We start from the raw sequence: 20,235 nt of genomic DNA, 5'->3' as shown, positions 1-20,235 counted from the left end.
GCCGCCATGTCGATCGGCATTGCCGAGGGGGCGGCCGCCACTTGGTCAATCACCATCTGGAGCGTATTGATTCAACGGTTTATAAATTAGTGAAATTACTCACTAATAGTTTCTATTTTTTGATTTGTCTAAACCGTTTGCTTGTCAGTGGTTTATGTTATGTGTAATTTACTCACCATGAGTGAGCAAAAATCAGAGAAGTTAAACTCCTTGCTTGCAGGCCTAAGCGACAGAGGACTGGTATCCAGTGGCTGGCTGAAGGCTCATGGCTATAGCAGCAGCCTCGTGTCGCGATATATCGCCAGCGGTTGGCTGGATTCACCTGCGCGCGGTGTTTACCAACGACGAGGTGGACGCCTGACATGGGCTGGGGTTGTGCGGGCGCTGCAAGACGGCGACGGGCTTCAGCTGCATGTAGGTGGACGCTTTGCGTTGGCCTGGCACGGGCACGAGCATTATTTGCGCCTGGGGGAGTCCGAGACTGTCACGCTTTATGGTTCTGAGAACCTCCCTGGGTGGGTGGGCAAGCTTCCGCTTAAGGCCAAGGTGCTGCTCTGCGGAAAGAGTCCGTTCGATCTGGAAGCACCAACATTTAATGCAGAGACTACAGACGAGCTTCTACGAGCTATTGGGCTCGAGTGGGTCGATGCAGATGGCGACCTTGGCCGCGTAGTCTTCTCTACACCTGAGCGTGCGTTACTTGAGCTTTGCGATGGCGTATCCGATGCATCACTCGTCTATGAGGTCGATGCGCTGATGCAAGGTGCAGATACCTTGCGCCCACAGCTGGTCAGCATGCTGCTGCAGCATTGCACCAGCATAAAGGCCAAGCGGTTATTCCTGGCACTTGCCGAGCGTCATCAGCATGCCTGGCTGGCTCATGTCTCGCTGGATGGTGTGTATCTCGGCAAGGGAAAGCGCTGCTTGGTCCCTGGCGGACACTTGAACCCGACCTATCAAATAACCTTGCCGGCGGATCTGGATGAGCACCTGGGATAGACATATCCGACTAGGTGCATGTCAAAAATCCTTTAGGCCGACTCTGAGCCTCAGTTTTTCTTAACTGAGGCAAGAAAACCTTTATTTCAGGCGTTTGTATTGGTTTTTTCTTAATTTCATAGGTCGGCATCTTCCGAACGTCTGGTGTCGACCGCGGTAGGTCGGGCCGTGGGTGAGTCCGAGGGCGTTGGCAGCCCAGAGACCATGTGTTGCGCCAGCGTTTCACCGCCTTGCTCCGTATTTTGCCGGTTAGCCATTAAGCGATGGCGGCAAAGCGCTCGATATGGGGTTGCTCGCGATGCCTTGCTTGCCACAGGTCATAATCGGTTTGTACGTCCAGCCAGGTGCGTGCTCTGCCAACGCCGGCCCGTTCCAGGCGAACGGCCAGATCTGGGCTGATCGGTGCCTGGCCGTGCAGGACGAGGGACAAGGATTCACGTGCAAAACCAAGGCGACGGGCCAGTTCGGCAATGCTGATGCCCAGTTCGGGTATCACGTCTTCGAGCAGCGTTTCGCCGGGATGTGGCGGGTTGAATATGACCATTAATAATGGGGGATAGAAGTCAGAAAGACGCTGAGTTACTTGCTGGCAGCCTCTGCCAACACGCGATTTTGACGCTCGGTGGCTTTTTTCAGCACGCGCTCATACACACGCTTCTTCTCGCCAGAAGAGGCGTTACGAATGAAATCAGCAAAGGGGGTGGAGGGGACAGTCTTTGCTTTGGTGATACCGAACATTTTAGGCCTCGCTCAAGTTGAGCATCCGCTCTAGGGACGCACGATCATATTTTTCGGCCACATAGTTGTCAATTTGGTCGATGTTCGCATGGTATGAACGGTGTGATCCGTCATTGTCCTTCTGTAGCAGATCGACCCGGATAGCCTTGCCGAACTGCCGCTTCAAGCGGTTGACTACGTCACGGGCGGCAAAGTACTGCTGGATGAAATGCTCAGGCCGGATACGCCGCCCTTCAGCCGCCTCGCGAGCGCGGACGAAATCCCACGCGAACTGCGGCTCCTGATACACATACAGTATCTGTACAAAACGCAGTTTATCCAGGGAACGCTGCAGATTTTTTTCCGCCACCTCATAGTTCGACAAGGTGCCATCGAGCAAAAAGCTCTGCTTCTGTTTCAGCGCCAGGTCGTGAATCTTTTCCACGAGGATGGAAATCGCACGCTGGAACAGCCAGGAGTTGTCGCCGGTATAGCCAGGCAGCTCGTTGCGTAGTTCATCCGGGTCAATCCGCAGCACCCGGTTGCCATTCTGCTGGTACAGCTCTAGTAGCTCAATGGAGGTTTCTGTCTTGCCTGCGCCCGGCGAGCCGGCCATAAACACCGAAACCGGGTCATCTTCCGGCAGGAAAATGGTCGGATCGGTCAGGCGCTTGGCGATGGCTTTTTTGTTTGCCTTAGCAAACGCCAGGGCCTCGGCCTCCAGCTGCTTTTCCTGATCCGTCATGCTCATCCTGGTGTCAAACATGGGGTATGTCGATTCCTTTCCGGCGAGAAGGCAGAGTTTACATGGGCAGCATTATGCGGGGCGCGGGGGACGTTTTGCAGCAGATAAACCTGGCGCAACTCAGGCAATGGCGGCCCCTGGATGGCATCCAGGCAATCAGTGGCAAACCCCCAGGGCAGCCCGGCCCACTCTTACGGGTTCGTTAGTTGCAGATCCCAGATATTCCCGTGTGGCGGTGCATGCCGCCTCCTAATGGTTTTGACCAACTACTGGTGGTCGAGTGGCACTCCGTCTATATCCTCAGCCCGTGGTGGCTCTTCTGAATACCCGATCCCGCGCCATAAATGCTTCCAGCATATGGGGGATGAGCGTCAGGGCATCGACCTCTTCGCCATAGGCTTGCGCGTGCAACGCCGCATAGCGCTCAAGGTCAGCCTTCAGGCCGGCCGGACAGGTGAACGTCACTTTCAAGTTCTCGGTCTTGGGCAAGGGGCCGAGGCGTAACTTGTTCACGCTCATTAATGGTTTCTCCGTTGAATGGACAAGGGTTGGTAAGGGCGTAGTGCCAGGTCACGGTTGACGATCACCCGCAGGGGCAGGCCGGGGCGCTGGGTCAGCGTGGGCTGGATATCGAGATTGCGCCGGGTGACTTCCTGGCCGACCTGGTTGACCGTGTCCTGCAGGCGGTCGCGCCCGGCAATGATGACCCGGTCGCCGTCGGTGCGGTTGGCAGGAGCTGCCAGTTCGGCACCAATGCCCAGCAGGCTGGTCATGGCTGCGCCGGCGGCAATGCGGTCCCAGTGCCAGTCAACGCCATCCTCAAGGCCGGCATAGCCGGCGGTGTCGCTGCCAACCAGGTTGTCGAGTTGGAAGGATGAGGTGTCCGGCAGGATCACCCGCTGCCACACCACCTGCACGCGACTCTGGCCGTAGCTCACCTGGCTGTTATAGCGGCCCAGCAGGCGCGAACCCTGGGGGATCAAAACATGCTGACCGGTGGCGCTGTCGTAGACCGGTTCGGTCACCGTGGCGATTACATCTCCCGGTAGGTCTGACTTGATACCGGTGACCAGGGCGGCAGCGATCACTGTGCCGGCCATTACCTGGTACGGAGAATCGGGCATTTGCACAAATCCGGAATTACGGATTTGTGGGGATGCGGATTTACTGAGAAACGCCTCTTTCTGTTCCTGGCTGTTCTGCGTTGATCCGGCGCTTGCAGGTACTGCGGCAGTCGAGGCGGGCCCTGCCGCCATGGGATCGAATCCGGCCAGTTGCGAATGTACAGGCAGGCTTTCGGTCACGGTGCCCGCACTTGCCGACCGCCCGCCACCTGAGCGGAAAAACACGGAGGACAGAGCTGCTTCTTCGGCTTCCTTGAGCCTGGCCAGGCGCTCGGCCTCAGCCGGGTCAGGGCCAGTATGGCGGTAGTCATAACCCTGGGCCTGTTGCTCCGCCCTGAGGATGGAGCCACCCAGATCGCCGGGAAGGGGTGGACCCAGTTGCGGTACTTCGGGTGCCGAGGGTGGCGGCAACTGCGAGTAGTCGGCGGGTAACTGCTCCAGCCCCTCGGAGCGGGTCACACGGTCGACGTTGTACAACTCGGTTTGCTCTGCACTTTGCCGACGCTGTGGCGGCTGCAGTGACCAAAGCATGGCACCGAGCACTGCGGTGGCCAGTCCTCCCGCGAGGACGGCCAGCATCCGCGGATTGAGGCGTGTGACCGGACGCGGCTGGGCACGCAGTTCGAGACTTTCCGGGGCCACCTTGGGCGGTAGCTCTGCGGACTGGGTGTCCTGGACGTTATCGACGGCGCTCATGCTCAGGGCCTCCGCGCTACACCATCGGTGCGCTCGATCCGCACCACGTCGCCCTTGTCTGCACCGAGGCGCAACTCGGCCGCACCGAACAGCCGATCCACGATGTAGTAGGGCGAGCGGAAGCGGTAGTTGACTAACTGGCCGTCACCCTCCGGGCCGATGACGAACAATGGCGGCAGTTCACCCTGGGCAATGCCCGCAGGAAACTGGATATACACCTTCTGACCGTCATCGAATGCCCGCAGCGGCTTCCAGGGCGGATTGCTGCCGCTGATCGCATAGCGAAAACGCAACTGCTCCAGCGCCAGGCCGGCGTCGACCGCTGCTGCCGCCTGAGCAGCGTTGGCCCGACGCTGCAGCGCGAGCATGCGATCCTTGGGGTAATCCCAGGACACCGAGGCCATCCAGGCCTGCTCGGTGGACGTCAGTTCGATCAGGTAGGTGCGCCGCGTCGTGGTAATGACCAGATTGGTCTTGAGGTCGCTGCGCGTGGGTTTGACCAGCACGCTGATGCGAAGCTCCTCACCACTGCCGCTGGAAGTGTCGCCAACGATCCAGCGCACGGTGTCGCCCGCGGCCACGGTGACCAGATCCTCGCCGACCTGCAGGTTGATCACCGTCACGCGGCCTGGACTGGTGTACACCTGATACAGCGCGCCATCGGAAAATGGCCATACCTGAATGGCGTTGATATAGCCCTCCTGGGTTGGCGCAATGCGCGCGTCCCGGTTGGCACGTGAGACGCGTACCCGTTCATCGGCGGGTTCCTTGGCCCGGGTAGTCTTGGTATCTGGAAGCGGTTTCAGCTGTGCCGGCAAGGCCAGTGGCTGCGGCACTGCCACCACCTCGATGGGCTTGGGTGGTTCCGGCAGGCGCTGGGCTTCCACCGGCTCGTCGAGGGCAATGGTAGGCGGCGGGTTACCCTGGCTGGCGCAGCCGGCCAGCATGGCCAGCAGGAGAGGGCAGGCGTAAAGGTATGCGGAGGTCTTCATGGGGTCTTGGCTCCTTGCGTAGTGTCCAGTTCACGGCTCCACGACAGGCCGTTGACGTAGATGCCCAATGGGTTGCGGCGCAGTTTTTCCTCACTGCGCGGCGGCTGCAGCACGATCGATATCACCGCGGTCCAGCGCTCCAGGCCCGCAGCCGCGCCATTCACATAGCGGCGCTCGTTCCAGCGCACCTGGAACGAGTTGTCACTGGCGCGCACGACGCTGCTCAACTCGACGGTCACCGACTCCTTGCCGACCCGGGTGAAGGGGTCGTTGGCGCGGGCATAGTCGTTGAGCGTCGCCGCGCCCCGGTCGGTGGTGTAGTGGTAAGCCTCCAGCCAGTTCTGCCGCACCACCACCGGGTCGATGGATAGCGAGCGGACCAGACTGATAAAGCGCGCCAGGTGGTGAGCCATCTGTGCATCGTTGGGTTGGTAAGGGCTGGCCGCCTCGCCAACGGCCCGCACCTGGCCGGCACTGTCGACCTCCACCACATAGGGCGTGACCATCGACTGGGCCGAACGCCAGACCAGACCACCAGCCATCAGCAAAGCCAGGCTCAGGCAGCCGAAGGCCATCAAGCGCCAGTTCTTCGCTTGCGCCAGGCTTGCGCCCATACGCTGATCCCATACCTGCGCTGCTGCCTGGTAAGGCGTTGCAGGTGGCGGGGTGTCGCTATAACGCACCTGTGGGCGTTTGAATCGCATCTTCGTTCTCCTTCACGAATTCGACGGGTCGCGCGCTTGTGGCCCGGGAGATGAGCCGCCGCCATCACCACCCCTCAGGGTGTGGGCAACTGTGGTGGCGGCATGGGTGAGTTGTTGCTTGCGCTGCAGGCGTTTGGCCCAGTCGGGTTGCTTGGCGGGCGGGCCTGGCGTGGCACCCGCAGCGGAAGCGCTACCTACTGCTCCTGCAGGCTGGGTTGCCTGGGGCAAGGCGGTGTTCGCCGTTTGCGCGCCACCCATGGCCAGGCGCGCTGCGCCCGGAGCCATACGTGCACCGGCCATCAGGGCACCGCCGACACCTGTGGCAAGCGCCGCCGCTCCAGCCGCCATCCCTGCAGCGCCAAGGGCTGTGCCGGCGGCAGCGCCGGCCCCCAGTTGCGGCGCACCGGAGACCAGGCCGGTGGCGATGCCGGGGCCGAAAATGCCCAGGCCCAGCAGCGCCAGGGCGGCGAGCATGACCACCAGCGCGTGATCGATGGAGGGGGCATCCGGCAACGCCTGGAACTCGGCAAACAGACCGGTGCCGATGCCTACTATCACCGCCAGCACCAGTACCTTGATGCCAGAGGAAACCACGTTGCCCAGCACCTTCTCAGCGAGAAAGGCGGTCTTGTTCCACAGCGCGAAGGGCACCAGGACGAAGCCGGCGAGGGTGGTCAACTTGAACTCGATCAGGGTGACGAACAGCTGGATGGCCAGAATAAAGAAGCTGATCACCACCACAGTCCAGGCCAGGAGCAGGACAACGATGGTGTCAAGGTTGCCGAAGACTTTGGGGAAGTCGCTGAGGTTGCTGATTTGCTCCAGCATTGGTCGGCCAGCTTCGATGCCGATGGACGCCAACCGTCCGGGCTGCAGAAACTCGGCTTGAGTCAGCGCGGATCCTGAGGCAAGCAGGCCCAATCCGGCGAAGGAGCGGAAGATGATCTCGGCCAGGGTATTGAAGTTGCCGATGATGAAGGCGAAGGCTCCGACATAGAGGGTCTTCTTGATCAGCTTGCTGATAACGTCCTCGCCACCCATGGCCCAGAACAGGCCGGCCAGGGTCATGTCGATCATCACCAGAGTGAGGGTGAGAAAAGCCACCTCGCCGCCGAGCAGGCCGAAACCCGAGTCGATGTAGCGCGAGAACACATCGAGGAAATGATCGATCACGCTGACATCGTTCACTGCACGTCCTCCTCGAAACTTGCGGGGATGGCTGGCAGGCTTTCGGGTGTCTGGAACTCACCCGGCAGAGCGCAACCGGAGTAAAAGCGCTCATGCAGGGGCGCGGGCTGCCTGGCTTCATCGGGTGCGCCGTCACGTCCACAGGCAGACAATACGAGCAGAATCGGTATCAGCAATGGAGCTTTCATCGCACCTACCTCCGCTACCGATAGAACTGCACGGGATGAGGGGTGTAGGGCGTGCCGCTGCCCATAAAGCGCCGCCGCAGTTCGCGGGCTTCCTCTACCGCCGCGGCCTGGCGCGCCAGCTCCAGGGCGATGGCGCGGTTCTGGGTGATCTGCAACTGCTGCGCCTGGATCGACTGCTTGGCCTGCAGGGCCAGCAGTTGGTTGGTGGCTTGGCTGGCCTGCAGTGCGCCGCTGGCCGACTGACTTCGGTCGACCAGGTCGGCCAGCACGCTCTCGTCCTGGGTCAGGTTCTGCGCCACCTGGGCTTGCATGCGCATGGCGGTGTGCAGGCCATCGAGTCCCTGCTTCCAGCGTGCACGTGTGTCCTGGGCCATGCGCTCGCCACTGACGGAGTGCTTGTACTCGGCCGGATACAGGCGGGTAAATTCCTGATCCAGACGCTGTACGTCGAAAGCCAAACCTTGGGCCTCGGCCAGCAATCGTTCGGTGCTGGCCAGGGTCGTGCGCAACCGATTGAGCACGTTGATGTCCAGGGTTTCCAGGTTGCGGGCCTGGTTCAGCAACATCTGTGTTTCGTTCTGCAGTTGGCTGGCCTGGTTGTTGATCACCTCCAGGGTGCGCACCGCGGTCAGCATGTTTTGCACCAGGTTGGTCGGGTCGATGACGGTCATTGCGGTTGCCGGCTGGGTCCCCAGCAAACCTAGGCTTAATAAGACGGCGATGGGCATAAGGCGGGCGCGAGGCGTCATGGCAGTTGCTCCTTGCGTTGTGAGGTGTGGGCGGTAAGCAGGTCGGCGGCCCAGCCAAGCTGACGATGGTGTAGCCAGGCGGGGGCGAAGCCCGCGGCATCAGAGCCCTGCAGGATCTGGCTGATTTCACGCTGCTCGGCTGGGCTTGCAGCGGCAGTGAAGGCCAGTGCCACCGGGCCCAGGTCGAGGTCGAACAGCCGGTTGCCCAGGCGCGATTGGTAGTAGTAATCACGCTTGGGGGTGGCTTGGGCGATGATCTCGATCTGCCGGTGGTTGAGCCCGAAGCCCTGGTAGATGCCGCGTATCTGCGGCTCACTGGCCTGAGGGTTGGGCAGGAAGATGCGGCTCGCGCAGCTCTCGATGATCGCGGCGGCGATGCTGGAGTTCTGGATATCGGCGAGGGACTGGGTGGCGAAGATCACCGAGACATTCTTCTTGCGCAGGGTCTTGAGCCACTGGCGGATGCGCGCGGCAAAAAGTGGGTCGTCGAGAAACAACCAGGCTTCGTCGAGGATCAGCAGGGCAGGAGCCCCGTCGAAGCGCGCCTCGAAGCGGGCGAACAGGTAGCCGAGCACGGCCGCTACTGCCGCCTTGCTGTGCATCAGCTCTTCCATCTCGAAGCACTGCACGTCGGCTGTACCCAGGCGATCCGTGTCCGCGTCCAGCAGCCTGCCGTGAGCACCACCCAGCACATAGGGCTGCAGGGCCTGACGCAAGGCGTTGTCCTGCAGCAGCATGCACAGCCCTGTCAGGGTGCGCTGCGCCTCAGGCGCACCGGCCAGGCTAGTGAGGGCCGTCCAGAGGGCCGCTTTCTGGTCCGGGCCGACGGCAACGCCCTCATGCAGCACACGGCCTTCGAGCCACTCGGCGGCCCAGGTGCGATAGCTGTCCTGATCGATGCGCGCCAAGGGCTGGAAGGCCAGGTCGCCATCACCGTCCAGCTCGTAATGCTCACCCGCTAATCCTAGGACCGTCGCACGTAGCGAGCGGCCCATGTCGAAGATGAACAGGCGTGAGCCGGGGTAGCGGCGGAACTGCAGGGCCAGGGTCGCCAGCAATACCGACTTGCCCATGCCGGTTGGGCCCACCACCAGAGTGTGGCCGACGTCGCCGACGTGGGTGACCAGGCGGAAAGGCGTAGCCCCGTCGGTACGGGTCACCACCAGAGGCGGGCCGTCGAGGTGGGCGTTGCGCGCAGGGCCGGCCCACACCGCCGACAATGGCATCAGGTGCGCCAGGTTGAGTGAGGAAATGATCGGCTGGCGTACGTTGGCGTAGGCGTTGCCCGGAATGGACGACAGCCAGGCCTCTACCGCATTGAGGCTTTCAGCGATGGTGACGAAGCCTCGGCCCTGAATCACCCGCTCGATGAGACGCAGCTTCTCGTCGGCTACCCGCGCGTCGGCGTCGCTCACCGTAACGGTCACGGTCACGTAGCCGAAGGTGACCTGATCGGCTCCGAGTTCCTGCAGGGCCGCATCGGCGTCGCTGGCCTTGTTCGAGGCGTCGCTGTCGACCAGCGGGCTTTCCTGCTGAAAGAGGGTCTCGCGCAGCAGGGCCAGGACACCCTTGCGCTTGGCGAACCACTGCCGCCGTAGGCGCACCAGTTCCTTTTCCGCCTCGTCCTTGTCCATGCAGATGAAGCGGGTTGACCAGCGATAGGCGATACCCAGTCGGTTCAGGTCATCCAGCAGGCCGGGCCAGGTCGAGGTTGGGAAACCACGCACCGAGACCACGCGCAGGTGCTGCTCGCCCAGTCTGGGTGCCAGGCCTGTGCTCAGCGGGCAGTCGGCAAGTAGGGCGTCCAGGTGGAAGGGTACTTCAGGAACAGCAACGCGCTGCCTGTGAGTCGACACTGTGGCGTGCAGGTACGTCAGCGTCTGGCTGTCGTCGAGCCAAGTGACTTCTGGCATCACCCCCTCGAGCAGGTCGTGCAGGCGTGCCGTCTCTGCCATGAAGGCGGCCAGTCTCTCGCGCCAGTCGACGCCGCGCTGCGTCTTGTGCTCGTAAAGCAACCCAGCAGCACGCGAGCGTGATTCCTCGTGTGGCAAGTAGAGCAGCGTTAGGTGATAGGCGCTCTCGAAGTGGCTGCCTTGCGCTTCGAAGGTGGCGCGGCGCTCTTCGTCAACCAGCCAGGACAGCGGCTCGGGAAACGTGCTTGCCGGGTAACCGGCAGCGGTCAGGCGTTCAGCCTCGATGAACAGGGCCCAGCCCGAACCAAGGCGACGTAGGGCGTTATTCAAGCGCGCAGAGGTGGCTGCCAACTCGCCCGGAGTGGCGCTGTCCAGGTCTGGCCCGCGAAAGCGCAGGGTGCGCTGGAACGAGCCGTCTTTGTTGAGTACGACCCCAGGGGCGACCAGTCCGGCCCAGGGCAACCAGTCGGCGAGTTGCGCAGGGCGGTGGCGATATTCGGCTAGATTCAGCATGGCGTCCCCCTCATACGTCAAGCAAGGGGCGATGTTTGATGTGCCGAGCGAAGACCTGCAGGAACTGTGGATCCAGCCGGGCACCCCAGACTGCCAGCGAGTGGCCGACCAGCCAGAGCACCAAGCCCGGTATCCACAGTTGCAGACCCAGCCCGACTACGGCGGCCAAGGTGCCGTTGAGGATGGCCACGTTACGCGGCGCTCCGCCGAGCAGGATCGGCTCGGCCAGTGAGCGGTGCAGCGGCACCTCGAAGCCGGCGATGAAATCGCTATCGATAGTCATGCGATCATCGCTCCGCCGGCAAAGCTGAAGAAGCTCAGGAAAAATGAAGACGCGGCGAAGGCAATGGACAGCCCGAAGACGATCTGGATCAGCTTGCGAAAGCCGCCACTGGTGTCGCCGAAGGCCAGGGTCAGGCCGGTGACAATAATGATGATCACCGCCATGATCCGCGCCACCGGGCCTTGCACGGAGTCGAGAATCGACTGCAACGGTCCCTCCCAGGGCATCCCGGAGCCGGCCGCGAAAGCCGGCAAGGCAACGCCCAGCAAAAGCGCGCCCACTGCCAGCGTACGAGCAGTCAGGCGACGGTGGATGGGCAGGGCAAAGGCGGCGGTCATTGCTGTTCTCCAGAGGCGGTGGGCAGGGCTTGAGCGGGATCGGTGGGCTCGAGCCGGTAGCCGTGTTCGTCGTGTCCGACGACGCGAGCGATTTGCTGGACATGGCGGGCGCGGCCGCGCCCTGCGAGAAAAACCACCAGGTTGACCGCCTCGGCGATCAACGCCCGGGGGGCGGTCATGGCGACCTCGAGAATCAGTTGCTCCAGGCGCAACAGCGCGCCATGGGCGGAGCCGGCGTGGACGGTGGCAATACCGCCTGGGTGGCCGGTGCCCCAGACCTTGACCAGGTCCAGCGCTTCGCCGCCGCGCACCTCGCCGACGACCACACGGTCGGGGCGCAGGCGCAGGGTAGTGCGCACCAGATCGGCCATGGACACCACACCGCAATGGGTTCGCAAGGCAACATGGTCGTGTGCGCAGCACTGCAACTCGACCGTGTCCTCTAGCACCAGAACGCGGTCCCCCGTACTGGACACTTCAGCGAGCAGGGCATTGGCCAGGGTGGTCTTGCCGGTGCTGGTCCCGCCGGCCACGAGGATGTTCTGCCGACTGAGTACTGCTTCTCGCAGATAGTCGGCTTGTGCTGGCGTGAGAATTCCGTCTGCCACGTATTGGGTCAGCCGTATAACGCTCATGGCGCGTTTACGCAGTGCGAAGGTCGGTCCAGATACGATGGGTGGGAGTAATCCTTCGAAGCGCTCACCGGTTTCCGGCAGTTCGGCGCTTAGTAGCGGCTTGCCACGGTGCACCTCGGCACCAATATGCGCAGCGGCCAAGCGGATAATGCGCTCGCCGTCGTCGGCTGAAAGCGCGCCCAGCGAAGACCGGCCGCTGGAGAGGCGGTCGAGCCAGAGCTTTCCATCGGGGTTGAGCATGACCTCCACCACGTCGGGGTCTTCCAGCGCAGAGGCGATCAGCGGGCCCATTGCCGTGCGCAGCATGCGGGTGCGGCGATCCAGGGCGGTAGCGGTCGCCGCCAGGGTTGCGTGCGGGGCGCCGGTCATGGCTGCTCTCCCGAGGCTTCGGAGCTATCCAGCCACTGGGCGTCAGGCTGGATCTCCTCTTGTACGTCCCTTACCAGGCTGCGTCCGCGCTGCAGGTGGCGGCCCAGTTGCTCGATGAACTGGGCGAAGCGCAGCTTGCCTTGAGATCGTGCGGCGTCCTGGTGTGCCTCGGGCACCGGCGTGCTGACCGTAAGGTAGTAGCGCACATAGAGCGCCATGGTCTCGATCAGAATATTCTGATCGCGCTCCAGTCGTTCGAACTGGCGAGACAATCGATCCAGGCGCTTGGCAATGGCCGCCTCACGCTGGTCCCCGGAATCCGGCGATAGCCAGGAGGCGAGCGCTGCGGCAATGATCGAGGACTTCGACACACCTTTCTTGATCGCCAGTTCGTTCAGGCGTTTGGCGTGCTCCGGTTGGATGAACAGGTTCAGGCGGGCTCGGCTCATAGGGCAATTCCGTCGTCAGGGTCGAGGGCGGCCAGTCGGGCCGCGCGCTGCAGTCGCGGATCGAGCTGGGAGGGGAAGGGCGTAGGGGCGTCGTCCTCGTCGAGGAGAAACAGGTCGCTGGTCGGGTCATCGGGATCCGGCAGGTCAGCGATTTCCGTCAGTTCGGGCTGGCGACGTGGGCCGCCGTCGTCGAGGTCTTCGCCGTCCTGGGATTCTGCACGCGGAACGGAAACAGCTGTCGGCAGGGCCAGGGCACTCCAATCATCAGCCCGGGTCGCTGGCGCATCGGCGTACTCCCCAGGTAGCAGCTGCGGGGCCGGCAGCACACGACGCTGGAAATTGGTGTCGGTGAAGTAACGCAGCTTCTTCGCCCTGATCGGTGCATGGCCGGAGAGCATCACCACCGATTCGTCGGTGGGCAGTTGCATCACCTCGCCCGGCGTCAGCAGAGGGCGTGCGGTCTCCTGGCGCGACACCATCAGATGCCCCAGCCAGGGAGCCAGCCTGTGGCCGGCGTAGTTGCGTTGCGCGCGCAATTCGGTGGCGGTGCCAAGCGTCTCGGAGATGCGCTTGGCGGTGCGTTCATCGTTGGTGGCGAAGGTCACCCGCACGTGGCAGTTGTCGAGGATCGAGTGGTTCTGGCCATAGGCCTTGTCGATCTGGTTGAGCGACTGTGAGATCAGGAAGGCGCGTAGCCCGTAGCCGGCCATAAAGGCCAGGGCCGATTCGAAGAAATCCAGCCGACCCAGCGCGGGGAACTCGTCGAGCATCAGCAGCAACTTGTGCCTGCGTTCGATGCCGTCGGCACCGTCCAGGGATTCGGTCAGGCGACGCCCGACCTGATTGAGGATCAGGCGGATGAGTGGCTTGGTGCGGCTGATGTCGGAGGGCGGCACCACCAGGTACAGCGAGACAGGGTGTTTTGCCGAGATCAGGTCGGCGATCCGCCAGTCGCAGCGCTCGGTCACGCTGGCCACTGTGGGGTCGCGGTACAGGCCAAGGAAGGACATGGCCGTGGACAGCACACCCGAGCGCTCGTTCTCGCTCTTGTTGAGTACCTCGCGGGCAGCGGATGCCACAACCGGGTGAGGCGTTTCACCGAGATGAAGTGTGGCCATCATCCGGTGCAGGGTCAGCTCGAATGTGCAGGCCGGGTCTGAGAGGAAGTTGGCGACCCCGCGAAGGGTCTTGTCGTCGCTGGCGTAGAGCACGTGCAGAATGGCACCGACCAGCAGCGCATGGCTGGTCTTCTCCCAGTGGTTACGTTTTTCCAGGGCACCTTCCGGGTCGACCAGGATGTCGGCGATGTTCTGTACGTCGCGCACCTCATGGGTGCCGCGGCGTACTTCCAGCAATGGGTTGTAGGCTGCCGAAGCCGGGTCAGTGGGATTGAACAGAAGGCAGTGCGAGAAGCGCGAGCGCCAGCCAGCAGTCAGGCTCCAGTTCTCGCCCTTGATGTCGTGGATAACCGCAGAGGCCGGCCAGGAGAGCAGGGTGGGCACCACCAGACCAACGCCCTTGCCCGAGCGTGTTGGGGCAAATGCCAGAACATGTTCGGGGCCTTCATGGCGCAGGTACTGCTCATCCAAGAGACCGAGGAAAACGCCTGCCGCTCCAGTTAGCCCGGCCTTGCGCACCTCATTCGTATCGGCCCAGCGCGCCGAGCCGTAGGTGGTAACCCGTTGCGCCTGGCGGGCGCGCCAGATGGCCATGCTGATTGCCACCAGCACAGCCAGGAGGCTGCTGCCTGCAGCGATGGCTCCGCCGAAGTTGAAGATGTCAGGCGCATAGGCATCGAAGAAGAACCACCACTCAAACAGCCGCCAAGGGTGGTAGATGGGTGTGCCGAGCAATTCGAACCACGGGGCACCCAAGCGAACTTGGTAGTCAAGCGCCGCAGCCGTCCATTGGGTAGCGCTCCATACACCTGACAGGGTGACGGCCAAAACCGCCAGCACCTGACCGTACAGCACCGTTGTCGCTTGCATCCCTGAACCCAACCTCTCCGGCAAAATGCACGGCACGCAGATGTGCCGCGTGCAAGAGATTCGGCAAAGGTGGAGAAGGGGTCAAAGACCGTTTGGGTGGGTAATCTTGTGCGGGTTGGCAACAGTTCCGGCTATGGAATGGAGCAGAGGAGAACTGCAGGGCAGGGCGTAACGTGTATGGGGCCATCCTTGCAATTATTTAGAGGTGGGGCACTGCCGAAAATGCCCATCTGACCATAAGCTACCAGGTACGCACGGCAGAGATGGCCAGTTAGCGACCACTGCTCTGGCTAGCCATCCTTGTCCTCCCACACGTGGAGGACTTGCCATGAACATCATCGCTACCTGCAGTTGTCAGCCCTGGAACAAAGGAAAATTGGTCGGGCAGAAAACCCCGCTCCGGCTGAGAGATATCTGGGCCATCCGAGTAAGACTTCAAATTGCAGAAAGAACCCGGGATCTGGCTCTCTTCAATCTGGCCATCGACAGCAAGCTTAGAGCCTGCGACTTAACCAAGCTTCGTGTGCGCGACGTTGCTCATGGTGAGCACGTGTCATCGCGAGCCATGGTTATGCAGCAGAAAACGCAGCGGCCAGTGCAGTTCGAAATCACTGAGCAAACACGGTCTGCTCTCGCGACCTGGATACATCAAGCCCAGCTACGCAGCGAGGACTACCTTTTTCCGAGCCGGCTGCATACCTCAGACCATCTATCCACTCGTCAATACGCTCGTATCGTCAAAGACTGGGTGAAAGCCATTGGCCTTGATCCAGCCATGTATGGCACTCACACAATGAGACGAACGAAGGCATCACTGATTTATCGCAGGACGAAGAACCTGCGGGCGGTTCAACTGCTGCTCGGCCATACGAAGCTGGAGAGCACCGTTCGATATCTGGGGATTGAGGTCGATGATGCCCTGGCGATGGCGGAACAGACCGAGGTTTGACCATGCATAGCGACGGTCGAAGTCAAGCCGTCGCTAACGGCCAGAATCGGCCGGTCAATCTGATAATCCCTTGTGGTCTGTGGTCTGTGGTCTGTGGTCTGTGGTCTGTGCTTCGCTGCTTGATCCTGCCCAGCTCCCAAGAGTTTGCCTACATTTACCTGCGATCCAATCTATCGCAATGGTAGTGTACGTTTTGAGTATTAACTAACGGAGATGGCGTTATGGATGATGTGCTTGTAGTCGGGGTTGGCGGTGCTGGATGTGATATTGCTCGTCATGTTCATGCTCTAGTCAACGGACGTATCGTCGCTATCAATACTGACTGTAAAGGCCTTGAAAATTCCGGCATTACTGAACGACTGTTGCTCGGACCTCTGCTCTGTGGCGGAAACGGAGCATTTACGCCGAATCAAGGAATGCAGGCAGCCGAAGAGTCGCGAGAGGCGCTGTGTTCACTCATGCAAGGCTCACGGCAGTTGGTTCTTTTAGCAGGCTTCGGCGGAGCTACAGGAACTGGGGCAGTGCCAGTTATTGCGCAAATAGCGATATTTCTAGGACTTGAGGTGTGTGTAGCGATCACGTTGCCATTTGCCTTTGAGGCGGCCCGACGCGAGGCCGCTCTAAAAGGTCTTGAAGATTTAAGATCGTTAGGCCTTTCTGTGCTGGTGCACGATCATGCTGAAGCTATCGAGGTAGTTGATAGATCTGCTGATTTTGGATTGATAGAAATACTAGAAACAGCAGGCAAAGTCCTTGCACCTGCTGTTTCTCGCCAGATCAGTCACTGATAAGTATTGAAATTTGCAACGTAATTATGGCTCCAAAGTAACAGGCACCATAAAGCGAAGGTGACGGGGCGAAGTGGTTACTGCCTTCCCTCTGAATATACGTAATGGAGTCCTCGTGGATATTTTTACGAACCTGGTTGGCCATTATTAAATGGTTTACATATCTCGGAAAAATAATTTCATTGGCTTCAATCCAACGTAAGGACTTTAGAAAGTGAATACCTCGCAGTCAATGTTCCAAGCGCTAGCGTCCTCGTCGGAGTTGGCGGAACTCAGTGCCTACTCCAAAGAATTTGATCTTTTCAAGGTCATGGGTGTTCGAAGCAAGGAGCTCGTACACTCGAACATCTTGGCCAACCTTCTGAATAAGAATGAGCCACACGGCCTCCAAGATGCATTCATCAATGCGCTCCTGGGTTCTCTTACTGACCTCGAAGTATTTGGCCCTGCTCTTCTTCAAGAGAACCTTGCTGCGGCATTTGGTGCGGATTCGAGGATATCTAGGGAGCTGGAAAGCATCGATTTAGTTGTCGAGTTTCCAGCAGCGAGGTTAGTCATAGCGATTGAAAACAAAATCTGGGCAGGAGAGCAGCCCCAGCAGATCGAACGTTATCAAGAGACATTGCTTAATAGATATCCAAGTTATCACCACGGCCTAGTATTTTTGACACCGTCTGGGCGGCCGCCAGAAACAATCAATTTTGAGTCCCAAGTTCCGGTCTACTGTATGTCATACGGGCAGATATCGTCACTGCTACGGGGTAGTTCGGCTTCAGCCCGCCCTGCCGCAGCCATCTTCATTAATCAATTCATCGGTCATGTGGAAAGGTATATGTCAGGAAATAGCGAAATCAACGCACTTTGCTGGGAGCTATTTAGCAAACACGAAGAAGCATGCCGGCATATGGCTAAAGCCTATGAATACTGCGTAGACAGGAAAATACGGATGGCCTTCGCTACGATAGAAGAACGATTAAGAAATGACAGCATGTTCGTAGACTGGGCATCTGAAATAGAGGTTCGATCAAACTATCGTGAAGATCGCAAAGTGATAGTTAAGTGTGACCTGGATTTTCGCTTAAAGTCCTGGCCAGAACATCTTTGGGTCAAGGTTTACAAGCATACTTGGTTAGGGGTGTTCCCGTTCACAATTAAAGATCACCTCAAGACTATGGCAGACACTTTTCCGGCGGCATTCAATATAGCCCGGCCAGTCCGTTCATGGGATGGTCATTACTACATCTCGGCAAACCCTATCAATGACAATGAACGATGCATTCTGCAAGATGGTAACGATCTTGATGAGGTTGGCATTAATCTAACCCTTAACAGAGTAAGGGAGTATGTGAGTGGGATATGCCAGGCTCTCAACCAGCAGAGCTCAGCACCGATAGTGAGTGAGACCTTCTTGCATGTCGTAGACATTGTTGAGTGACCGCAACGGGTCGGAAGCTGCCGGTCTGCACTGTAAATAGATCCGTCCCATTTGCTGCTGCTGAACGGCAGATGGGCGAAGACTGCGAAAAAACAGAAGGAATGGCGCAATCGTAAACACCAACAACACCCATAGAAGGGGCGGCAATAGACATATTTTCAACCAGAGAAGCATTGCCGAACCAAACGCAGAAAAAACGGAAAAATCAATGAGTGGGATCAACGCCATCGGCAGGAAGCAAGCCGCGATGAGGCCAGCAGCCGGCGAGAACGTCATCTTTCTTTCGTACGCAGCCATTGCAGATACCTCAATTTCGGCAGCGATGCCAGAATCAAATTTTTCAGTAATAACCGCATTGCGCGGATATTTTATTGGGGTAAAGCCATTTTATTTGCTCATTATTTTCTTACGAGCTTCTTGAAACTCTTCTTCAGACACAATACCGGCCTCCTTCAATTGCATCCACTTGAGCAGTTCGTCAGCAACCGAATAAGACTTGAGGTTGTCTGTCTTTATAATCGTCGATCTCTTTGGCTTTATTATATTTAATAAGTCGATGGTAATTGACTTAATTCCTGCCTTGCAGGTGGATATTTTTCCGAAGGGGGTTTTTGAGCTGCGCAGAATCCAGCGCCGGATCAAAAAAAATCCAAATACCAAAAAAGACAATAATGCGGCGTCTAAAAATAGTACAACCAAATACCCATGATAGATTTTATCATTCCACTGTTTGGCTTCTATTGCCGCAAGATTAGCGCTGACTTCATCCGCCTCATCAAGGCTAGATGCATCGATTATGACTTCGACTTCTGGATTTTTCCGATTCCCAGTAATGGGGTCTATACCCTCGAAATACCTATCCCTATACACTGCGGCGATTATGAGCTTCTGATCTTGCAACGCAGCATAGATTTTTTGATAATTATCTGAGTTTGCATGGTGCTTAAGAATTGAGTTGTACTCAGAATAATATTCGAGGGTTTTGCCATTGATGGCTATTCCTTTGCTGTAGGCTCCGGGAAACAGTTCATCTTCACGCAACCTATAGGTGACTAGCAACCCTCTTTTCTCGCAACTTACTATGTAAGGTGTATCCCACTCATTCAGAATAGAGAATGGGTCTAGCTTAAGCATAAGTTCATGAACCGTGTCGGAGTCACTGCTGACCGCTCGACAATAAGGGATGTACTTAAGCCTTACTTCACCATCAAGATCCCAATAAAGCTCCCCTGTATTTCGATCAAAGCGCTCGATTGATTTCTTTGGAGTGTCGGCCATGGCTACAGAGCCCACAAGCAATACTATAAGCATGCAAACAACGCTGGCAGGTAAACTCTTCATGATGTTCCATTTTCCACAGATCTACTAAACCCAAAGGTATCAAATCACCATTAGAGAGGTCGAGCCACTCCTGGCTGCGTCGACGTGAATCGAGATGATGTCTGCCGGTAGTTGCATGTTGGCCGTCCACTTTTGGCCGATCTTTGCCGGTTGTGATCGTGATCGGCAGTTCGTGACGGGAGGCTGCCTCCTACCTAATAGTCGAGTTCATCCTCAGAACTGGGAATTATTCGGCTATCAGCGTTGTAATCCGGTTGACGCTGATGATTTGTCCGCTCCAAATCATCTCGAAATGAGCAGCTTGGATGATTGACGCAACAGTCCTTGGTGTCATCAGCGCCCAACAGATGTTGCCTGGGGAGCGGACCGAGTTGTAGCGTAAGCCCGGGCAAGCCGCGCGCTTCGTATCGCCTCCCAATTGATGAGAAAGGGTGTAGTCGTCAGGTGCATATATGGGGGCCGACAGCGGCACTACTGTAGCGTCCCTCATCCCGGCATCAGTGAAGCTGCAGGCCAGCCCTCTGAAGACAAAGCGCTCGTAATTGAGGTCTGGCACGTTCGACCAGTAGCGCTCCTGGTGATGGCGCACCTCTGCAATCGCGGTGTCCATCTTGTCGGCCAGGTAGAGCACGCCAAAGCTGCCATTGCTGAAGCGTGAGCCGGCCGGGTTCACATGGGTAAAGGGCGCTGTGGCGTAGGAACATCCAGAAATACCGAACGGGATCTGGTCGCGAGGAATCAACTCCAGCCGGCCAAGCTCGTTCTGCAATCTTGGGTTCGTCATTGCCTGAAGCTGATAAATGGCTTCGAAGTCTGCTGCGTCAGCGACGTCATCGAACAAGGCAATGGGCGGAAACTTGGAGTTGACCAGGCGGTAGGCCTGTAGGCGTTCACCTTCCAAGAGGGGAAGGTCGCCCAGCATTACCACTGAGCACCCCGCAGTGCATCAATTCGTCGAAATGTCTCGTACAGCGAGATCATGTCGCCCTGCGCCATGATGTCTAGCGGCGCGCGTCCGTTGAAGAATTCGTTGCGGTTCTCCATCGAGGGGAAGCCATAAACGTTTTCGGGGTTGTCGAACACCAGGCGCAGTGCCGCGTGGATATTCAGTACGAGGCTGATGCGCTGCATC

At 59.0% G+C, this 20,235-nt stretch carries 23 protein-coding genes and 1 pseudogene; 5 read left to right on the top strand and 19 right to left on the bottom strand.

Annotation, left to right across the window (positions count from 1 at the left end; genetic code table 11):
* Positions 1-177 precede the first annotated feature (177 nt).
* Complete coding sequence (locus tag TMS3_RS23590) at positions 178-999, top strand: type IV toxin-antitoxin system AbiEi family antitoxin domain-containing protein (protein WP_025167761.1); 822 nt, start codon at positions 178-180, stop codon at positions 997-999.
* Positions 1,000-1,255: 256 nt separating this feature from the next.
* On the opposite strand, the gene TMS3_RS23585 is transcribed toward TMS3_RS23590, so the two are convergent.
* The 16 genes from TMS3_RS23585 to TMS3_RS23515 form a co-directional block, all read right to left on the bottom strand.
* A complete protein-coding gene (locus tag TMS3_RS23585) occupies positions 1,256-1,543 on the bottom strand; it encodes a HigA family addiction module antitoxin (RefSeq protein ID WP_025167760.1) in 288 nt (95 codons plus the stop codon).
* Between the two features lie 35 nt (positions 1,544-1,578).
* Positions 1,579-1,737, bottom strand: coding sequence for a hypothetical protein (locus TMS3_RS25505; RefSeq protein WP_170862291.1), 159 nt, complete (start codon positions 1,735-1,737; stop codon positions 1,579-1,581).
* A 1-nt stretch (position 1,738) separates the two neighbouring features.
* Positions 1,739-2,461: a zeta toxin family protein gene (locus TMS3_RS23580; protein WP_407691637.1), complete on the bottom strand. Its 723-nt coding sequence runs from the start codon at positions 2,459-2,461 to the stop codon at positions 1,739-1,741.
* A 300-nt stretch (positions 2,462-2,761) separates the two neighbouring features.
* A complete protein-coding gene (locus tag TMS3_RS23575) occupies positions 2,762-2,980 on the bottom strand; it encodes a DUF2274 domain-containing protein (protein WP_025167758.1) in 219 nt (72 codons plus the stop codon).
* Positions 2,980-4,281, bottom strand: a complete 1,302-nt coding sequence (locus TMS3_RS23570) for a TrbI/VirB10 family protein (RefSeq protein ID WP_025167757.1) — start codon at positions 4,279-4,281, stop codon at positions 2,980-2,982. The genes TMS3_RS23575 and TMS3_RS23570 overlap by 1 nt, the downstream gene beginning before the upstream one ends.
* Positions 4,282-4,283: 2 nt before the next feature.
* Positions 4,284-5,273, bottom strand: coding sequence for a P-type conjugative transfer protein TrbG (gene trbG / locus TMS3_RS23565; protein WP_025167756.1), 990 nt, complete (start codon positions 5,271-5,273; stop codon positions 4,284-4,286).
* The gene (gene trbF, locus TMS3_RS23560; protein ID WP_025167755.1) at positions 5,270-5,977 is read right to left on the bottom strand and encodes a conjugal transfer protein TrbF; all 708 of its coding nucleotides are present in this window, start codon (positions 5,975-5,977) and stop codon (positions 5,270-5,272) included. Before trbF ends, trbG begins: the two co-directional genes overlap by 4 nt.
* A 12-nt stretch (positions 5,978-5,989) precedes the next feature.
* On the bottom strand, positions 5,990-7,165 hold the full coding sequence (gene trbL, locus TMS3_RS23555) for a P-type conjugative transfer protein TrbL (RefSeq protein WP_025167754.1): 1,176 nt from the start codon (positions 7,163-7,165) through the stop codon (positions 5,990-5,992).
* A complete protein-coding gene (locus TMS3_RS23550) occupies positions 7,162-7,353 on the bottom strand; it encodes a hypothetical protein (protein ID WP_025167753.1) in 192 nt (63 codons plus the stop codon). Before TMS3_RS23550 ends, trbL begins: the two co-directional genes overlap by 4 nt.
* A gap of 14 nt (positions 7,354-7,367) precedes the next feature.
* Positions 7,368-8,102: a P-type conjugative transfer protein TrbJ gene (trbJ, locus tag TMS3_RS23545; RefSeq protein ID WP_025167752.1), complete on the bottom strand. Its 735-nt coding sequence runs from the start codon at positions 8,100-8,102 to the stop codon at positions 7,368-7,370.
* The gene (gene trbE, locus TMS3_RS23540) at positions 8,099-10,528 is read right to left on the bottom strand and encodes a conjugal transfer protein TrbE (RefSeq protein ID WP_025167751.1); all 2,430 of its coding nucleotides are present in this window, start codon (positions 10,526-10,528) and stop codon (positions 8,099-8,101) included. The genes trbJ and trbE overlap by 4 nt, the downstream gene beginning before the upstream one ends.
* Before the next feature lie 10 nt (positions 10,529-10,538).
* Positions 10,539-10,811 carry a VirB3 family type IV secretion system protein gene (locus TMS3_RS23535; RefSeq protein ID WP_025167750.1) on the bottom strand — a complete coding sequence of 91 codons (273 nt, stop codon included), beginning with the start codon at positions 10,809-10,811 and terminating at the stop codon, positions 10,539-10,541.
* Positions 10,808-11,149 (bottom strand): TrbC/VirB2 family protein, encoded by a 342-nt coding sequence (locus TMS3_RS23530; protein ID WP_025167749.1) that lies wholly within the window; start codon positions 11,147-11,149, stop codon positions 10,808-10,810. Before TMS3_RS23530 ends, TMS3_RS23535 begins: the two co-directional genes overlap by 4 nt.
* Positions 11,146-12,153, bottom strand: a complete 1,008-nt coding sequence (trbB, locus tag TMS3_RS23525) for a P-type conjugative transfer ATPase TrbB (protein WP_025167748.1) — start codon at positions 12,151-12,153, stop codon at positions 11,146-11,148. Before trbB ends, TMS3_RS23530 begins: the two co-directional genes overlap by 4 nt.
* Positions 12,150-12,602 carry a ribbon-helix-helix domain-containing protein gene (locus TMS3_RS23520; protein ID WP_025167747.1) on the bottom strand — a complete coding sequence of 151 codons (453 nt, stop codon included), beginning with the start codon at positions 12,600-12,602 and terminating at the stop codon, positions 12,150-12,152. The genes trbB and TMS3_RS23520 overlap by 4 nt, the downstream gene beginning before the upstream one ends.
* Positions 12,599-14,590 carry a conjugal transfer protein TraG gene (locus tag TMS3_RS23515; RefSeq protein WP_025167746.1) on the bottom strand — a complete coding sequence of 664 codons (1,992 nt, stop codon included), beginning with the start codon at positions 14,588-14,590 and terminating at the stop codon, positions 12,599-12,601. The genes TMS3_RS23520 and TMS3_RS23515 overlap by 4 nt, the downstream gene beginning before the upstream one ends.
* 328 nt (positions 14,591-14,918) lie before the next feature.
* Here TMS3_RS23515 and TMS3_RS23510 point away from each other — a divergent pair, with 328 nt between their 5' ends.
* The 4 genes from TMS3_RS23510 to TMS3_RS25230 all read left to right on the top strand — a co-directional run bounded on the left by TMS3_RS23510 (position 14,919) and on the right by TMS3_RS25230 (position 18,183).
* The gene (locus tag TMS3_RS23510) at positions 14,919-15,539 is read left to right on the top strand and encodes a tyrosine-type recombinase/integrase (RefSeq protein WP_025167745.1); all 621 of its coding nucleotides are present in this window, start codon (positions 14,919-14,921) and stop codon (positions 15,537-15,539) included.
* A 221-nt stretch (positions 15,540-15,760) separates the two neighbouring features.
* Positions 15,761-16,327, top strand: a complete 567-nt coding sequence (locus TMS3_RS24840) for a hypothetical protein (RefSeq protein ID WP_083491832.1) — start codon at positions 15,761-15,763, stop codon at positions 16,325-16,327.
* A gap of 214 nt (positions 16,328-16,541) precedes the next feature.
* Entirely contained in the window at positions 16,542-17,762 is a 1,221-nt protein-coding gene (locus TMS3_RS23505; protein ID WP_025167744.1) for a PDDEXK-like family protein, read from the top strand.
* A gap of 208 nt (positions 17,763-17,970) precedes the next feature.
* Positions 17,971-18,183 (top strand): hypothetical protein, encoded by a 213-nt coding sequence (locus tag TMS3_RS25230; protein WP_152985564.1) that lies wholly within the window; start codon positions 17,971-17,973, stop codon positions 18,181-18,183.
* Here TMS3_RS25230 and TMS3_RS23500 read toward each other — a convergent pair.
* The 3 genes and pseudogenes from TMS3_RS23500 to TMS3_RS23490 form a co-directional block, all read right to left on the bottom strand.
* Positions 18,150-19,103: a hypothetical protein gene (locus TMS3_RS23500; RefSeq protein ID WP_025167743.1), complete on the bottom strand. Its 954-nt coding sequence runs from the start codon at positions 19,101-19,103 to the stop codon at positions 18,150-18,152. The two genes, TMS3_RS25230 and TMS3_RS23500, sit on opposite strands and share 34 nt — an antisense overlap.
* 226 nt (positions 19,104-19,329) lie before the next feature.
* Complete coding sequence (locus TMS3_RS23495) at positions 19,330-20,025, bottom strand: RES family NAD+ phosphorylase (RefSeq protein ID WP_029866589.1); 696 nt, start codon at positions 20,023-20,025, stop codon at positions 19,330-19,332.
* Positions 20,025-20,235: pseudogene (locus TMS3_RS23490) on the bottom strand (hypothetical protein); the annotation flags it as partial. The pseudogene TMS3_RS23490 and the gene TMS3_RS23495, both read right to left, overlap by 1 nt.

The sequence above is a fragment of the Pseudomonas taeanensis MS-3 genome (assembly GCF_000498575.2).
Classification (GTDB): Bacteria; Pseudomonadota; Gammaproteobacteria; order Pseudomonadales; family Pseudomonadaceae; genus Aquipseudomonas; species Aquipseudomonas taeanensis.
The sequence above is the reverse complement of the archived record's forward strand: the minus strand, read 5'-3'. Positions and strand labels throughout refer to the sequence as shown.

Bases quoted from the DNA above. Each gene is read 5' to 3' on its own strand.
- TMS3_RS23500 (WP_025167743.1), bottom strand. From the start codon at position 19,103: ATGAAGAGTTTACCTGCCAGCGTTGTTTGCATGCTTATAGTATTGCTT.
- trbB (WP_025167748.1), bottom strand. From the start codon at position 12,153: ATGACCGGCGCCCCGCACGCAACCCTGGCGGCGACCGCTACCGCCCTG.
- TMS3_RS25505 (WP_170862291.1), bottom strand. From the start codon at position 1,737: ATGTTCGGTATCACCAAAGCAAAGACTGTCCCCTCCACCCCCTTTGCT.
- TMS3_RS23570 (WP_025167757.1), bottom strand. From the start codon at position 4,281: ATGAGCGCCGTCGATAACGTCCAGGACACCCAGTCCGCAGAGCTACCG.
- TMS3_RS23510 (WP_025167745.1), top strand. From the start codon at position 14,919: ATGAACATCATCGCTACCTGCAGTTGTCAGCCCTGGAACAAAGGAAAA.
- TMS3_RS23530 (WP_025167749.1), bottom strand. From the start codon at position 11,149: ATGACCGCCGCCTTTGCCCTGCCCATCCACCGTCGCCTGACTGCTCGT.
- TMS3_RS25230 (WP_152985564.1), top strand. From the start codon at position 17,971: ATGAGTGGGATCAACGCCATCGGCAGGAAGCAAGCCGCGATGAGGCCA.
- TMS3_RS23515 (WP_025167746.1), bottom strand. From the start codon at position 14,590: ATGCAAGCGACAACGGTGCTGTACGGTCAGGTGCTGGCGGTTTTGGCC.
- TMS3_RS23585 (WP_025167760.1), bottom strand. From the start codon at position 1,543: ATGGTCATATTCAACCCGCCACATCCCGGCGAAACGCTGCTCGAAGAC.
- TMS3_RS23590 (WP_025167761.1), top strand. From the start codon at position 178: ATGAGTGAGCAAAAATCAGAGAAGTTAAACTCCTTGCTTGCAGGCCTA.
- TMS3_RS23535 (WP_025167750.1), bottom strand. From the start codon at position 10,811: ATGACTATCGATAGCGATTTCATCGCCGGCTTCGAGGTGCCGCTGCAC.
- TMS3_RS23575 (WP_025167758.1), bottom strand. From the start codon at position 2,980: ATGAGCGTGAACAAGTTACGCCTCGGCCCCTTGCCCAAGACCGAGAAC.
- TMS3_RS23550 (WP_025167753.1), bottom strand. From the start codon at position 7,353: ATGAAAGCTCCATTGCTGATACCGATTCTGCTCGTATTGTCTGCCTGT.
- TMS3_RS24840 (WP_083491832.1), top strand. From the start codon at position 15,761: ATGGATGATGTGCTTGTAGTCGGGGTTGGCGGTGCTGGATGTGATATT.
- trbF (WP_025167755.1), bottom strand. From the start codon at position 5,977: ATGCGATTCAAACGCCCACAGGTGCGTTATAGCGACACCCCGCCACCT.
- TMS3_RS23580 (WP_407691637.1), bottom strand. From the start codon at position 2,461: ATGACGGATCAGGAAAAGCAGCTGGAGGCCGAGGCCCTGGCGTTTGCT.
- TMS3_RS23495 (WP_029866589.1), bottom strand. From the start codon at position 20,025: ATGCTGGGCGACCTTCCCCTCTTGGAAGGTGAACGCCTACAGGCCTAC.
- trbG (WP_025167756.1), bottom strand. From the start codon at position 5,273: ATGAAGACCTCCGCATACCTTTACGCCTGCCCTCTCCTGCTGGCCATG.
- trbE (WP_025167751.1), bottom strand. From the start codon at position 10,528: ATGCTGAATCTAGCCGAATATCGCCACCGCCCTGCGCAACTCGCCGAC.
- trbJ (WP_025167752.1), bottom strand. From the start codon at position 8,102: ATGACGCCTCGCGCCCGCCTTATGCCCATCGCCGTCTTATTAAGCCTA.
- TMS3_RS23520 (WP_025167747.1), bottom strand. From the start codon at position 12,602: ATGAGCCGAGCCCGCCTGAACCTGTTCATCCAACCGGAGCACGCCAAA.